Genomic DNA, 14,883 nt, shown 5'->3' on the forward strand with positions numbered 1-14,883 from the left:
CCCGCGCCGGAGACCCCTGACCGGCGGCCTAAACCTGGTCCTTGAGCGCGTCCGTGCGTTGCTGGATGAAAGTGCGCAGGGTCTGCGTTTCACCAGCCAGTTCCTCGGCGGTGAGGCCGTCGCTAAGGGGTACGACGGCGGCAATTGAGTCCAGGAGGCCGGCGGCGGTTCCGCTGGCGTACAGCTGCGCGTAAAGATCCGCGTAGGCGGCGTCATAGACGGACTGGAAGGCCTCCGAAGCCAGGAACCTTTCCTTCAGTTCGTTGCTGCCGCGGCCTCCGCCGCTTGGACCTCCAGCCCCGCCTGCCCCTGTTCCACCTGCTCCCGTTCCGCCCGCTGCCCCTGCCGTGCTGTCAGCGTCCGCAGCGGCGCCCGCAAAAGGTGCCCAGCCGCCGTCGTCCGATCCCGGAGGCTGCATGCCGCCGCCCGTACCTTGATTTCCTCCGCCGCCTGCGCCGCCACCACCGATGGACAGCTGCGCCTCGGGAGAGGCCGTGGCGTCGCCGGTCATGGCGAGGTTGAGGTCCCAGGAAATGACCGAGATCTTCTTGGTGTCCAGGCTGTACCAGAGGTAGTAGTTCTGCCCGGGCCCGGCCATGTCATCGCCGTTGACCAACAGGTTCATCGTGGCGGTGTAGCGGGCAAAGGACTCCACATCCACCCGCTCCGCCAGGCCGGCGTCGAACTCCTCGTCGGTGGCTTCGGACAGCCACTTGAGGAAGTCGACGATGGGCTGGACTGTCTCACTGTCCTCGTTGTTGAGCTGCTTGAACTGGTCCCCATAGGTGGCCAGGTCGTCGCCCTGGTACGTGAAGCTGGAGTCGGCATCAGCTTTGTAGAGGACTCCCGGCGTATCGAACAGGGTGTCCGCATAGTCCTCATCGGGGTTTTCCACGAGAAGCCTGGTCTGGGTGGGGCTGCCGTTCACCGAGTAGGTGGTGTAGGCGTACCGCTGCGTGGCCTGGCCGCTGGCACCGGTGAGCGCCAGGGCCAACGCCTCATTCAGGACGGGGGAGCCGGGGCGCAACGACACCTCGCCAAGCCCCTGGTAGGTCTGGCCGTCAACGTACTTGTCGAAGCGGATCAGCAGGGGCAGGGATTCGGGGACGTCGGAGGAGATCCCGGACGACGCCGCGTTCCCGCCCATCCCGCCGCCGCCCGCGCCGTTGCCGCTCAGGCTCCGTAGCGTCGAGTTGCCCTTGAGCCGCACGCCCACGTTGGACACGGTGGTGCCGTCGATGGTGATGTCGGCCGCGATCCAGTCCTTGGACCCGTCGGCCTCGTAGGTGGCAATCATCGCGGCATAGTCGTCCTCGCTCCACGTGACGCTGACGGTGTGGGAGGTTCCGTCCGTGAACAGTGTGGAGTCCGCCGTCGTGGTGTCTGTGGTGCTGGTGCCGGCGTCCACTCCCGCGCTGGCGGACGCTGCTGACGTGCCCTGCGTCCCGGACGCCTCCCCACCGGCCCCCGCACCGCACCCGGTCAGGGCCAGGGCAACCGCCAGGGCGGAGGAGGAAAGGATGGCACCGGGGAAACGTCGCATGGGTCCTGCTTCAGGCTCGGGGATGTGTTCCATCCACGTTCCCGGGCCCAGCTGTGCCGTTGCTGTGCGGGTGCCATGCGGCCGGTATGCAAACCGGATGCGCCATCAGATAGCGTCCCCAAACCCGGGTTTGGGAGCCCTAACTGATGGCGCATCCATTCGGCTGGCGCTACGAGTGAGCGCGCGTTGGGTTTTTGGGCACCACGAGTGAGCGGGCGTTGGGGGTCAGAGGCCGAGTTCTTCCCGCAGCGCCGCGACGTGGCCCTGTGCGTCCACCTGGTACTGCGCGAGGATGGCACGGCCGTCCGGCCCCACCACCACAGTGGAGCGCAGGACGCCTTCGATGATCTCGCCGTTGACCAGTTTCTCGCCCCAGGCGCCGTACGCCCGGGCCACGGCGTGGTCCTGGTCTGAGAGCAACGGGAACGTCAGTGCGTGGTCTGCGGTGAAGCCGGCCAGGGCTTCCGGGGCGTCGGGGGAAATGCCGAGGACCTCGTAGCCGCGGCCCTGCAGCGAGGCCAGGTTGTCGCGGAAGTCGCACGCTTCGGTGGTGCAGCCGGGAGTGGCGGCCTTCGGGTAGAAATACACGATCACGTTCCGGCCCTGGAAGGACTCGAGGGACACAGGGTTTCCGGCGGCGTCCGGAAGGGTGAAGGCTGGCGCGGGGTTGCCGGGCTGGAGCCGGGCGGTGTAGGGAGCGGTGCTGGTGGGCGCGGTGCTGGTGGGCGCGATGTTGTTGGGCGCGGTGGTCATACTGCTCCTCGGTGGGGTTTCAGATGGAGTATTCGGCGGGCCCGCGCACGGTGGCGTGCGGGCCGGGGATGAACTGGTAACCGCCGCCGCGGACCGTGGCCACGGCGTGGCGGGCGTTGCCAAGCTTCCGGCGGATCCGGCCCACGTAGACGTCGATGGACCGGGCGGTGGCGCCGGGGTAATTCAGGAACTCCAGGAATTCCTGAAGCTCCTCGCGGCTGACGGTACGGGACAGGTGGGTGACCAGGAACCGCAGCACCTTGTATTCGACGCCGGTCAGGGACACCGGCACACCGTCCAGGAGGACGGTATCGGCGGCGAGGTCCACGGCCACGGTGCTGACCGTCCCGGCCGACGGCGGCAGGTGGGGCCCGTCGTCGTCCGCGCTGCCTGCCGCCACGGTTTCCGCCGCAGCAGTCACTGCAACAGTCCCGGCAGCGGCGCCGCCGGCCCTCCCAGTTGGAACACCGGTTGAATCCCCCGATGAATCACCGGCTGAATCGCCGGGGTCCTCCGCCGTGGAGGGAGTGCGGGAGGAGTGGTCTGTGGCTCCCTCCGCGGCGGAGGCCCCGGACGTGGGGGCTCCGGTGGCAGGCCAGTGGACTTCCGCCTCCGGAGCAGTCTGCAGGGCACGGGCGAGCACCAGTTCGGCGGCCCGGGCCAGGATTTCAGGGCTGGTTCCTTCGTCCGGCACCACCCATACGGCCAGGCCGCGGGCCACAGCTTTGGGCTGGACCGTCCGCGGCGGCTGGCCTGAACGAGGGGGCTGGGTCATGGAAGGCTCCGCCATCTGCCGGCTGTGGGGCATCCTCGGGCGGGAAGGCATCCCCGAGGGGAAAGCCGCCCGCGGATGGTGTGCTTCCACTGCCATGGCGCGTCCCTAGACGCCGCCGCGGCGGATCAGCTTGCCCGTGGGGGTCTGGCCGTCCACCACGGCGCCGCGCAGGAAGGTCTTGCGGACCACGCCAGCAAGGGTCTTGCCGTCATAAGGCGTGATGGGGTTCTTGTGCTTGAGTTTGGAGACGTCCACTACGAAAGCCTCATCCGGGGCGAACACCGCGAAGTCGGCGTCGTAGCCCAGGGCCAGCTGCCCCTTGTTGGTGAGGCGGGCCAGGTTGGCGGGCTTCTCCGCCATCCAGGACACCACCTGTTCCAGCGGGATGCCGCGGTGCCGGGCTTCGCTCCAGATCAGGGAGAGGCCCAGCTGCAGCGACGAGACGCCGCCCCAGGCCACGGCAAAGTCGCCGTTTTCCAGGTCCTTGAGGTCCAGGGTGGAAGGGGAATGGTCCGAGACGATGCAATCGATAGTGCCGTCCTGCAGCCCCTGCCACAGCAGCTCCCGGTTGGAGGCCTCGCGGATAGGCGGGCAGCACTTGTACGCGGTGGCGCCGTCAGGGATTTCCTCGGCCATGAGGGTCAGGTAGTGCGGGCACGTCTCCACGGTGAGCTTGACGCCGTCGCGCTTGGCCGAAGCGATCATGGGCAGCGCGTCCGACGACGAGAGGTGCAGGATGTGCGCACGGGCACCGGTCCAGCGTGCCCGTTCGATGACCTCGGCGATGGCCTTGTTCTCGGCGCCGCGGGGGCGGGAGGCCAGGAAGGTTTCGTAGTGGTCGCCGCCGGGGTGCGGTGCGCGGTCGATGGCGTGGGAGTCCTCAGCATGGACGATCATGAGCGAGTCGAAGGACTTCAGCTCGGCCATGTCCTCCTCCATCTCGTCTGCGTCCAGGTGGGGGAACTCGTCCACGCCCGAGTGCAGCAGGAAGCACTTGAAGCCGAAGACACCGTCGTCGTGCAGAGGGCGCAGGTCCGCCTTGTTGCCCGGAATCGCGCCGCCCCAGAACCCCACGTCGATGAACGCCTGGTCCTCGGCCACCTCGCGCTTGAGCTTGAGGTTTGCCACGGTGGTGGTGGGCGGGACGGAGTTCAGCGGCATGTCGATGATGGTGGTGACGCCACCGGCCGCTGCCGCGCGGGTGGCGGAAGCGAAACCTTCCCACTCGGTGCGGCCGGGTTCGTTGACGTGGACGTGGGTGTCCACCAGGCCAGGGAGCAGGGTTTCGTCGTCGGCCAGTTCGATGATCTCGGTACCGGCCAGGCCGTTGCCCAGCGGCTCGATGGCGACGATCTTGCCGCCGCGGACGCCCACTTCGCGTGGGGCGATCCCGGCGGTGGTGAGGATGCGCTGGCCCCGGATGACCAGGTCAAAACGTTCTTCAGACACGGAGGTCCTCCTTGGTACTTGCGGCGCCGGCAGGCCGTCCGGCCGCCAGCCGCTTGCTGATCTGGGTGCCCAGCTGCTCCAGGAGCTCGCCGGCCTCTGATATGCACCTGTTTACATCGGTTTCGAGCTCGGTCAAAGCGTAAACGTCTTCGAATCCTGCGGCGGCGGCCTGGCTGTGCTCCAGGGTGGTCCGCCCGCACACCGCAATGACGGGAATGCCCCGTGCTGCTGCGGCCCTGGCAACTCCCATGGGGGTCTTGCCGAGCAGGCTCTGTTCGTCCAGGCTGCCTTCGCCGGTGATCACCAGGTCGGCGCCGGTTAGCCGGTCCGCCAGTTCGGTGAATTCGAGGACGACGTCGATTCCCGGCCGCCGCGTTGCGGCCAGGGCTGCGATGGCGGCGTAGCCCACGCCGCCGGCTGCTCCGGCTCCGGGAGCCTCGGCGGCCTTGACGGCGCGGAATCCGATTTCCCTGGCCAGGACTTCGACAAACCTGGCCAGGGCGGCGTCGAGCATGCCGACGTCTTGTGGTGTGGCACCTTTTTGCGGGCCGAAAACCGCCGCGGCGCCCTGGGCGCCCAGCAGGGGGTTGTCGACGTCGGATGCCAGCACGAAGCGGGTGTCCACCAGGCGGGGTTCAAAGTGGGTGAAGTCGATGCTGTGCAGGTTTGCCAGCGCCGCACCGCCCGGGGGAAGTTCGTTGTTGCCGCTGTCGAGGAACCTGGCGCCGAGGCCCTGCAGGAGCCCCGCACCGCCGTCGGTATTCGCGCTGCCCCCAACGCCTAGCACGATGCGGCGGCAACCTGCGTCCAGCGCCGCACGGATGAGCTGCCCGGTGCCCAGGCTGGTGGCCGTGGTGGCATCCGCCGAGGCGGGCCGGCCGCCGTCCTGTACCCGGGGAACCAGCGCCAGCCCGGAGGCTGTGGCCATTTCGATGACGGCTTCGTGGCCCCGGACGGCGAACTCGGCTTCCACCGGCTGCCCGGTGGGCCCGGCCACCGTGGCCGTGCGCCGGGTGAAGCCGGAGCCGACGGCGGCGTCGAGGGTGCCCTCGCCGCCGTCGGCCACCGGAATCCGGAGGACATCGAGGTTGCCGCCTGCTCCGCGCTGCAGGCCCTTTTCGAGGAACCTGCACACCTCCGGAGCCGACAGGGATCCCTTGAACTTGTCCGGGGCAATCACGATGCGCATGGTTTAGGCCTGCAGTGCCAGGATGGCGGTGGGGGCGTCAGCGGCGGACTCGGCCAGTTCCTCGAACTCGTTGACGGCGTTGATTTCCACGCCCATGGAAATGTTGGTGACCTTTTCCAGGATCACCTCCACCACCACGGGAACCTGGAACTCGCCCATCAGGGCCTTGGCCTTGTCGAACGCTGCGCCCAGGTCGTTGGGGTCTTCCACGCGGACGGCCTTGCAGCCCAGGCCCTCGGCCACCTTCAGGTGGTCCACGCCGTAGCCGCGGGTCTCCTCTGACAGGTGCGAGCTGTTGATGTTCTCGAACGCCAGGGACACGTTCTGCTCCATCTTGAAGCCGCGCTGGGACTGGCGGATCAGGCCAAGGTAGGAGTTGTTCACCACCACGTGGATGTACGGCAGGTTGAACTGCGCGCCCACCGCCAGTTCCTCGATCATGAACTGGAAGTCGTAGTCGCCGGAGAGCGCCACCACTGTCTGGTCCGGGTTGGAACGGGCGACGCCGAGGGCTGCCGGGGCGGTCCAGCCCAGGGGCCCTGCCTGGCCGGCGTTGATCCACTTGCGCGGTCCGAAGACGTGCAGCATCTGCGCCCCGGCGATCTGGGACAGGCCGATGGTGGACACGTACGTGGTGTCGCGGCCGAAGGACTTGTTCATCTCCTCGTACACACGCTGCGGCTTGATGGGGATGTTCTCGAAGTGGGTCTTGCGGTGCAGGGAGGCCTTGCGGTCCTGGCATTCGGCAACCCAGGCGCTGTAGTCCGGCAGGGACCCGGCAGCAGCCCTTTCCTTGGCGAGCTCCACCAGCCCTGCCAGCGCTGCGCCGGCGTCGGACGCGATGCCCAGGTCCGGCGAGAACACGCGGCCGATCTGCGTGGGCTCAATGTCAATGTGCACGAACGTGCGGCCTGCCGTGTAGGTCTCCAGGCCGCCGGTGTGGCGGTTGGCCCAGCGGTTGCCGATGCCGATCACGAAGTCGCTCTGCAGGTAGTTCTCGTTGCCGTAGCGGTGGGACGTCTGCAGGCCCACCATGCCGGCCATCAGCTGGTGGTCGTCCGGGATGGTGCCCCAGCCCATCAGGGTGGGGATGACCGGAACGTTGAGGGTCTCGGCCAGCTCCACCAGCTGTGCGGAGGCGCCGGCGTTGATGATGCCGCCGCCGGCCACGATCAGCGGGTGCTTGGCGGCGAGCAGCATGTCCAGGGCCTTTTCCAGCTGCTTGCGGGAGGCCTTGGGCTTTTCGACGGGCAGGGGCTCGTAGGTATCGATGTCGAACTCGATCTCGGCCATCTGCACGTCGATGGGCAGGTCCAGCAGGACGGGGCCGGGACGGCCGGAGCGCATCAGCTGGAAGGCCTTCTGGAAGGCGCCGGGAACCTGGCCGGGTTCCAGGATGGTCATGGCCATCTTGGTGACGGGCTTGGCGATGGACTCGATGTCCACGGCCTGGAAGTCTTCTTTGTGCAGCTTGGCCACGGGGGCCTGGCCGGTGATGCAGAGCATGGGGATGGAATCTGCCCAGGCGGCGTACAGGCCGGTGATCATGTCCGTGCCGGCGGGGCCGGAGGTGCCGATGCAGATGCCGATGTTGCCGTCCTTGGCCCGGCTGAAACCGTCCGCCATATGGCTGGCGCCTTCAACGTGGCGGGCCAGCGTGTGGCGGATGCCGCCGTGGGCGCGCATTGCGGAGTAGAAGGGGTTGATGGCAGCGCCTGGCAGGCCGAACGCCTCGATGGCGCCTTCCTTTTCCAGGATGGCCACCGCTGCATCAACGGTACGCATCTTGCTCATGGTGTGCTCCTTGGGAAACTTTGGGGGCCCTGTGCGGGCTGGTTTTTGGGTGTGGAAGGGGAGCCGGCGTCGGGCGTGTACGACGCCGGGGCTTCCGTTGAGTGCTGGGTTGCGGCCTTCGCCGCGGTGCTTTACTCGCGGCCGCTGAGCTGGAGGACCTGCTTGAAGAGTCCTGAGTGGTCCAGTGCGCCGTCGCCCTGGTTGACGGTGGCGGCGACGAGCTGTGCGACGACGGCGCCGAGGGGGACGGCGACGTTGGCTTCGCGGGCGGCGGCGGTGACGATGCCCAGGTCCTTGTGGTGGAGGGCGAGGCGGAAGCCGGGGTCGAAGTTGCGGTCCAGCATCTTCTGGCCCTTCTGGTCCAGGACCTTCGAGCCGGCAAGCCCGCCGCCGAGGACCTTGAGGGCGGCGTCGGTGTCCACGCCGTAAGCCTCGAGGAACGCAATTGCCTCGCCGAGGACCTCTATGTTGACGGCCACGATCAGCTGGTTTGCAGCCTTGACGGTCTGGCCGGAGCCCGAGGGGCCTACGTGGACGATGGTCTTGCCGACGGCGTTCAGGACGTCCCGGGCGTCGTCGAAGTCTGCCTTGTCGCCGCCCACCATGATGGAGAGCACGGCGTCGATGGCGCCCTGTTCGCCGCCGGAGACCGGGGCGTCGAGCGGGCGGATGCCGGCTTCGCGGGCGTCGTCGGAGAGGCGCTTGGCAACGTCCGGGCGGATGCTTGAGGCGTCGATCCAGATGGCGCCCTGCTTGGCGTTGGCGAAAACGCCGTCCTTGCCGCTGACTACGCCCTCAACATCGGGGGAGTCCGGCACCATGGTGATGACGACGTCGGCGTCCTTGACCGCGTCGGCGATGCTCGAGGCGCCTTGGCCGCCCTCGGAGACCAGCTTGTCGATCTTGTCCTGGCTGCGGTTGAAGCCGGTGACGGTGTGGCCGGCCTTGACCAGGTTGATGGCCATGGGCAGGCCCATGATTCCGAGTCCAATGACTGCAACGTTGCTCATGATGGTTCTCTTTCTGAAAGTCTGCGGGTGGCGGCCCAACTAGGTCGCAGTAGATGTCGTTCTGGGCGGTCTAAACGACATCTGCTGCTACTCAGTTGGGCTGGTTGGTACTATTTGGCGGCGTGTTCGCGGATGGCCCAGCTGAAGGCTGTTTCCTGCGGTTCCTTGTATTCGAGGCCGATGTGGCCGTCGTAGCCGAGTTCGCGGCTGCGGGCGATCCATTCGCCGAGCGGGAGGGTTCCGGTGCCGGGTGCGCCGCGGCCGGGGTTGTCCGCGATTTGGATGTGGCCGAAGTCCTTGGCGTGGTTTTCGATGACGGATTCGACGTCGTCGCCGTTAACGGCCAGGTGGTAGAAGTCGGCGAGGAGCTTGATGTTCCCGACGCCGGCCTCCGCCTTGACGCGGGCGATGACCTTGAGTGCGTCGTCGGCGGTGAGCAGCGGGTACTTGGGTGCGCCGCTGACGGGTTCGAGGAGGACGGTGCCGCCGATGCGGGCCACGCCCTCAGCTGCTGCCGCGAGGTTCCTGACGGCCAGCTCGTCCTGCTCTTCGGGGGTGAATTCGTCCTGCCGGTTGCCGTAGAGGGCGTTAAAGGCCGTGCAGCCGAGGCGCTCGCCGATACCGGCCACTACCTCGATGTTGTCCTTGAACTCGGAGCAGCGTCCCTTCCAGGAGACCAGGCCGCGGTCGCCGCCGGGCATGTTGCCGGCGTTGAAGTTCAGGCCGGTGAGCTGCACACCCGCGTCCGTGATGGCGTTCTCGAACTTGGCGATCTCGCTGTCTGCAGGGACTGAGGTCTCGAAGGGCCACCAGAACTCGACGGCGTCGAAGCCTGCTGCCTTGGCCGCCGCGGGGCGCTCGAGCAGGGGCAATTCCGTGAGGAGGATGGAGCAGTTCACTGTGTACGTCATCGTAGGTCCTTCCGAGGGAGGGGCTTTGATCTATTTTCCCTTGCGGTGGGTGCGGCCTGCCGTTTCCGGCTCTTCGCCACTTTCCGCTTTGTGGAATTTAGATTCTGCTTTATGAAAAGTGTAGGGACATTACGGCGTGAGCGTCAAGAGCGGCGGTATGCCGCAGGGGCGTGATGTGATGTTTAGCCCAACCCGAGTTGCAAAAACTACCAAATAATTACAAGCCAGCGTGATTTCTTTTCAGAACTTCACAGGATTTGCTTGACAGGCCTCAAGTGCGGCCTGCATTCTGAAGGGGCACATAAACGAAACAGGCCCATATGAGCCCGCATTTGCCTCAAGGGCGAGGAAAAATCACACGGATGTGAATATGACAAGTAGTTCACAAGTAATAACATCTTCTAACAAGCCTCGAAGGCTGTCAGACGGAGTCTTCGCTATCCTCCTGGTCCTGCCGGGAATCGCTTTGATGACCGCAATCGTGGCTTATCCTCTGTTGACGGCCCTCGTGACGGCCTTCTTCAAGCAGAGCCTGGTAGTCCCGGGACGGAAATTTGTCGGTTTCGACAACATCGTCGACGTCCTGCAAGGGAACTTCCTCCAACTGTTCCAGCAGACGATGATCTTCACCCTCGGTACAACCATCCTGCCGTTTGCCATCGGCTTCGCCCTTGCCCTCGCACTAAACACCCGAATCCGGGGTGCCAACCTGATGCGTGGACTCATGCTTATTCCATGGCTGGTGCCCGGCGTGGTGGTTTCCTTCTTATGGATGTGGATCTTCAACGGAAATTACGGTGTGATGAACGCCCTGCTCGCACCCCTCGGGGTCGAGCCCCAGGCCTGGCTGGCCCAGCCCGGCACGGCCATGTGGGCTGTCATTATCGCTAAGACGTGGCAGTCCTTCCCTTGGATCATGGTCATGCTCCTCGCTGGTCTTCAAACAGTGCCGCGCGAGCTGCACGAAGCCGCCGAAATGGACGGAGCCGGCACGGTCAGGCGCTTCTTCGCCATCACGGTGCCGCAACTGAAGGGCATCATCGGGCTCGTTCTCCTTCTGGAGTTCATCTGGAACTTCCAGCACTTCGACATCATTTATGTCCTCACCGGCGGAGGGCCTGCGGGCAGTACCCAGACCTTTGCTACTTCCGTTTACGAAACCGCATTCCGCGGGTATGACCTCGGGCATGCCGGTGCTTTGGGCCTGCTATGGCTGATTCTCCTCATGGCGCTCGTGGTGGTCTATGTGCGCTTCTCAGAGAAAGGCGAGGAACGATGACCACCACTCACCAGAGCCCAGCCCCTACGACGGCACCAGATGCTAGTGGCAGCCATCTAATGAAGGAAAGGACCCCGCGGAAGGCGCCGGCCCTGCGCGCAGACCGCCCGGGTGTGCGCGTCGCCGCCTGGGCTTCCGTGATTGTCTGCGGCGGCTTCGGCTTGCTCCCGGTGTACTGGTTGTTGGCCACCTCCCTGACGCCCAGGGACCAGGTCTTCTCTTATCCGCCACGGCTTTTTCCCAGCGAGGTGTCATTCGAGGCCTACGCGTCTTTGTTCTCGAATTCACAGCTGTTCACCTACATGCAGAACAGCATCATCGTTTCCGTCGTTACGGCTGTGCTGTCGGTCATTGTCTCCGCCTATATGGGCTACTCCTTCTCGAAGTTCAGATACACCGGGCGCCGGGCGCTGATGTACTTCGTTCTCGCATCCCAAATGTTCCCGCAGGCCCTGCTGCTGGTGACGCTCTACACAGTCTTCAGCGCCTACGGCCTGCTCAACACCTATACGGCCCTGGTTCTCTCCTTCACCACCTTCACGCTTCCCCTGTGCGTATGGATGCTCAAGGGATTCTTCGACACCATCCCCAACGAGCTCATTGAGGCCGCCCTCATGGACGGAGCGTCACGCCTGCGCATCATCCACTCGATAGTGCTGCCGCTCTCCGCCCCGGGCATGGTGGCGGCCGGGCTGTTTGCGTTCGTCCGAGGTTGGAATGACTTCATTTTCGCCCTGACACTGGCCGGTCCTGACAAGCAGACGCTTCCACCCGGACTCGTCAACACATATGTCGGCGAAGCGGCCACGGCGTGGCCGGAACTGATGGCCGCCTCGCTGGTTGTTTCGCTGCCCGTTGCTCTCGCCTTCATCCTGCTGCAGCGGTTCCTTGTCAGCGGCATGACTGCCGGTGCCGTCAAAGGCTAGAACACCGCTGTACCCCGCAGCATCCAACACAAGACCCACGACAAGGAGGACACCTGTGTCCGCAAACTTTCCTACCCGTCCCTCACTGACAAGGCGCGGAGCACTGCAGCTCTTCGGCCTTGGCGCCGCCGCTACCGCCCTGGGCGGGTGCATGCCGACGTCGGGCGGCGCTTCTCCGCAGGGGAGCGCCGGCCTCAGCGGGGCAGGGCCGACTGACTTTAAGTTCGCTTCCTGGTCCCTGACTGAAGCCGCCGCAGCGCCGGCGCTTGAGCAGATCATCGACGGCTACGAAGCCAAACAAGGAGTGAAAGTCGCGCCCACGTCTTTCCCCTATAACGAGTACATCAACCAGCTGACGCTTCAGATCAAAGGCGGACAGTTCACAGGTGCGGCGCACGTTGACGTTGCCTGGCTGGGCTCACTGGCCGCCATGGGCAAACTCCAGGACCTCTCCAGCCTGGCAGAGGGCCGCGGATACACTGACGCCGCCCTAGCCGCTGCCCGGTTTGACGGGGTCCAGTACGCGTTGCCGTGGACCATTGGCGCAATCGGGCTCGTCTCAAACGCGGAGATGCTGCAGAAGGTCGGTGTTGCCCCTGACGGCTTTCCCACAACAATTGACGGATTTGAAAAGACTTTGAAGGACCTGAAGGCACTCGGCGGCGGGATCATTCCTTACGCAGCTTCAACGAAGGCCGCCCAGCTGAAGGACGTCCTGATCTGGATGCAGACGTTCGGCAGTCCGCTGGTTGACGGTGACACAGTGACCATCGGCGATGACGCAAGTGTTGAAGCGGTCACTTGGTATAAGAGCCTTTACGACCAGGGGTTGATTTCTCCTGATGTGGACCGCTTTGACGCGCGCTCGCTGTTCTCGCAGGGGCGCGCCGCGATCTACGACGACGCCCCGGTGGGCCGCAACGCTGTCACCAAGGAGTCACCCGATGCCAATCTCGCCAGCAAGCTCAACCCCGTGGCGCGCCCCGTCCTGAAACAGGGAGACAAGCCGCGCGCGCTCGTCTGGGGTGGCGCGATTGCCGTCGTGGACGGAGACGGTGCCGCAACTGCCGGCGACTTCGCCCAGTTCGCAACATCCGATTTGGACACAGTGCTCGGCGACTATGCGGTCCGCGGACTGCCTCCGGCAACGGCCGAAGCGCTGGAATCGGACAAAGTGGCGTCCGACGCTTTCGGTTCCCTCTTCAGCGAACGCATCACAGCTACCGCCACGACGAATCCGCTCTGGGCCTTCACCTCGTACTCACAAGTGGAATCGGAAATCGCCAACCGCGTCCAGGCCGTCCTGGTCGGTTCAGCGAAACCAGCCGACGCCATGAAGGCGGCCGGCGAGGCCGCCCAGAAGCTCGTTCGCTAGGCCGGTACTTGTTCGGCCCCGGCGGCGCCGCCGGGTTCCCCATCCGCCATGCCAGACCCGCATCACAGTTCAAGGAAGAACGTATGCTTCAGCACCTCCTTCGACCCGTCCTCACCGTCAGCTCGGCCCTTGTGGTCCTCCTCGCCGGCCTGGTGCCCGGAGCGGCAGCCAGCAACGGCACTGTAGACACCGCCTCCCGGGCCTCCTCGGAAACGCTGCCCTTCAAGGTTGACAGTTCAAACCAGGCGGCATGGTGGAATCCTGTGGCCGTAGCCAACGGAACTACCTACTTTGCTTTCAACGCACCCGCCGCGGCGTCTTCGCGGCACGAAGTCCACCTCGCTTCCCGGGACGATGGCGGCGCGTGGACCGAAGGCTGCCTGCGCACCGACACGAACGGACCCTGTGTAACGTTCCTTGACGACAACGGCCACAACCAGCCATCAATTGTCGTCGACGGCAACGGAACAATCCATGCCTTTGTCTCCATGCACAACGAGAAGTGGAACTATTTCCGCTCGGCCTCCCCAGGTGACGTCAGATCGATGACTGACGCAACGGCCGAAATGCCTGACCTCGACGTCGATATCACCTACCCGGTAACGGCCAGCGGCCCGGACGGGGACGCATGGGTGCTGGTCCGCACAGGTACCGACGCAGACGGCGCACGGGAGGGCGTCCTGTATCACTACGACCTTGGAGCGGGCCGGTGGGAGCGGGAGACTGTCATCGCTGCGGCCAAGGGATACGCCTTCTATCCGGATGACCTCGCAGTCGGCGAGGACGGACGGTTGCACCTCCTTTGGGAATGGGGTCCCTTTCCGGCGGACCCTGCGCGGCATCTTGGCTCCTACGCCGTCTATGACCCCGACTCCGGGACGTTCACCGACGTCGCCGGCCAGGCCCTTACCGGCCCTATCACTCCCACCACCGCTGGGGCCGTGATCTGGCGGGACTTAGGGCCGGATGAGACCATACGTTCCTTCATGCCGGCCCTGCAGTCAGCCAAGCTTGCTATGCGGGGCTCCAGGCCGGCGGGCATCGTCTACCGTTTCGTGCCCAAGGATGCGGCCGCTTATGACTTTCTTAACGTGACGTGGGACGGTTCCAACTGGGTCACTGAGATGCTCCTTGACACCTCTTCCCTGGGCAGTGGCGTGGCCACTGCGGCGGCGCTGGACACCACGTCCTTCGGATCCAGAACACGTGCCTACACTGTCCTTACGGCACAGGTGTGCGGAGAGCTCCGCAGCCAGGCAGTGATGATCGAAAAGACCCAGGGCCGAGAGGGATTGGCCTACTTTCCCGTGGGTGAGCAGCGCATCGGGCAGCAACGGATGCGGGCAGAGACCCGGCCAGACGGTACAGACATCCTGTACCTGAGTGCTCCCAACGCTGCTCCTGCGGTACTGGAATACGTCGAGTTGCCCCGTGCCGGCCGGACAAGCGAGGGCAGCAAACTCGAGGACATCGTGGCAAACCTGCGCGGAGAACTCGGCGGCGTCAATGTCGCACTGGGAGCCAGTGTGCAGGCCTCGTCCGCCCTCCGGCCGGACACGGGCGGCGAACTTGCCGTCGACGGCATCTGCACCGACGCAAGCAGGTGGATATCGGCAGTCGGCGATACGGCCCCCAGCATTACTATCACGCTGCGCAAACCCCAACGGCTCGACGAGATAAGGGTCCGGAGCGGCTACAGCACTGACCCGGGAACAGATTCGGTGCTGCGCAGCTTCACCGTGGAGGTCCACACAACTGAAGGCTGGACCCAAGTGGGACAGTACACCGGCAACCGGGACCGGCTGGTCAGGACGGCCGTAGCTGTTGACCTCGAAGTAGACAGCAATCCGCCTACTCATCAGTGACCCTTCCGCTTCAC

At 65.3% G+C, this 14,883-nt stretch carries 12 protein-coding genes; 4 read left to right on the forward strand and 8 right to left on the reverse strand.

Annotated features, from left to right (window positions below; genetic code table 11):
* Positions 1-28: 28 nt before the first annotated feature.
* The 8 genes from QE394_RS11780 to QE394_RS11815 form a co-directional block, all read right to left on the reverse strand.
* The gene (locus QE394_RS11780; protein WP_349034582.1) at positions 29-1,543 is read right to left on the reverse strand and encodes a CotH kinase family protein; all 1,515 of its coding nucleotides are present in this window, start codon (positions 1,541-1,543) and stop codon (positions 29-31) included.
* A gap of 225 nt (positions 1,544-1,768) precedes the next feature.
* The gene (gene bcp, locus QE394_RS11785) at positions 1,769-2,296 is read right to left on the reverse strand and encodes a thioredoxin-dependent thiol peroxidase (RefSeq protein ID WP_349034583.1); all 528 of its coding nucleotides are present in this window, start codon (positions 2,294-2,296) and stop codon (positions 1,769-1,771) included.
* Between the two features lie 19 nt (positions 2,297-2,315).
* Complete coding sequence (locus QE394_RS11790; protein WP_349034584.1) at positions 2,316-3,071, reverse strand: winged helix-turn-helix domain-containing protein; 756 nt, start codon at positions 3,069-3,071, stop codon at positions 2,316-2,318.
* A gap of 105 nt (positions 3,072-3,176) precedes the next feature.
* On the reverse strand, positions 3,177-4,520 hold the full coding sequence (allB, locus tag QE394_RS11795) for an allantoinase AllB (RefSeq protein ID WP_056080894.1): 1,344 nt from the start codon (positions 4,518-4,520) through the stop codon (positions 3,177-3,179).
* Complete coding sequence (locus QE394_RS11800; RefSeq protein WP_056080891.1) at positions 4,513-5,709, reverse strand: glycerate kinase; 1,197 nt, start codon at positions 5,707-5,709, stop codon at positions 4,513-4,515. The genes allB and QE394_RS11800 overlap by 8 nt, the downstream gene beginning before the upstream one ends.
* Before the next feature lie 3 nt (positions 5,710-5,712).
* A complete protein-coding gene (gene gcl, locus QE394_RS11805) occupies positions 5,713-7,503 on the reverse strand; it encodes a glyoxylate carboligase (RefSeq protein ID WP_349034585.1) in 1,791 nt (596 codons plus the stop codon).
* A 131-nt stretch (positions 7,504-7,634) separates the two neighbouring features.
* On the reverse strand, positions 7,635-8,513 hold the full coding sequence (locus tag QE394_RS11810; protein WP_349034586.1) for a 2-hydroxy-3-oxopropionate reductase: 879 nt from the start codon (positions 8,511-8,513) through the stop codon (positions 7,635-7,637).
* Positions 8,514-8,623: 110 nt separating this feature from the next.
* Positions 8,624-9,424, reverse strand: a complete 801-nt coding sequence (locus QE394_RS11815; protein WP_261621033.1) for a TIM barrel protein — start codon at positions 9,422-9,424, stop codon at positions 8,624-8,626.
* 469 nt (positions 9,425-9,893) lie between these two features.
* Between QE394_RS11815 and QE394_RS11820 the strand changes: the two genes are divergently transcribed.
* The 4 genes from QE394_RS11820 (at position 9,894) to QE394_RS11835 (ending at position 14,869) form a co-directional block, all read left to right on the forward strand.
* Positions 9,894-10,703, forward strand: coding sequence for a sugar ABC transporter permease (locus QE394_RS11820; RefSeq protein ID WP_349034587.1), 810 nt, complete (start codon positions 9,894-9,896; stop codon positions 10,701-10,703).
* Positions 10,704-10,762: 59 nt separating this feature from the next.
* The gene (locus QE394_RS11825; protein ID WP_235501518.1) at positions 10,763-11,629 is read left to right on the forward strand and encodes a carbohydrate ABC transporter permease; all 867 of its coding nucleotides are present in this window, start codon (positions 10,763-10,765) and stop codon (positions 11,627-11,629) included.
* A 55-nt stretch (positions 11,630-11,684) separates the two neighbouring features.
* A complete protein-coding gene (locus tag QE394_RS11830) occupies positions 11,685-13,004 on the forward strand; it encodes an extracellular solute-binding protein (RefSeq protein WP_200937805.1) in 1,320 nt (439 codons plus the stop codon).
* Positions 13,005-13,087: 83 nt separating this feature from the next.
* Positions 13,088-14,869: a BNR-4 repeat-containing protein gene (locus QE394_RS11835; protein ID WP_349034588.1), complete on the forward strand. Its 1,782-nt coding sequence runs from the start codon at positions 13,088-13,090 to the stop codon at positions 14,867-14,869.
* Positions 14,870-14,883 lie beyond the last annotated feature (14 nt).

Source organism: Pseudarthrobacter sp. SORGH_AS 212 (assembly GCF_030818145.1).
Lineage (GTDB): Bacteria > Actinomycetota > Actinomycetes > Actinomycetales > Micrococcaceae > Arthrobacter.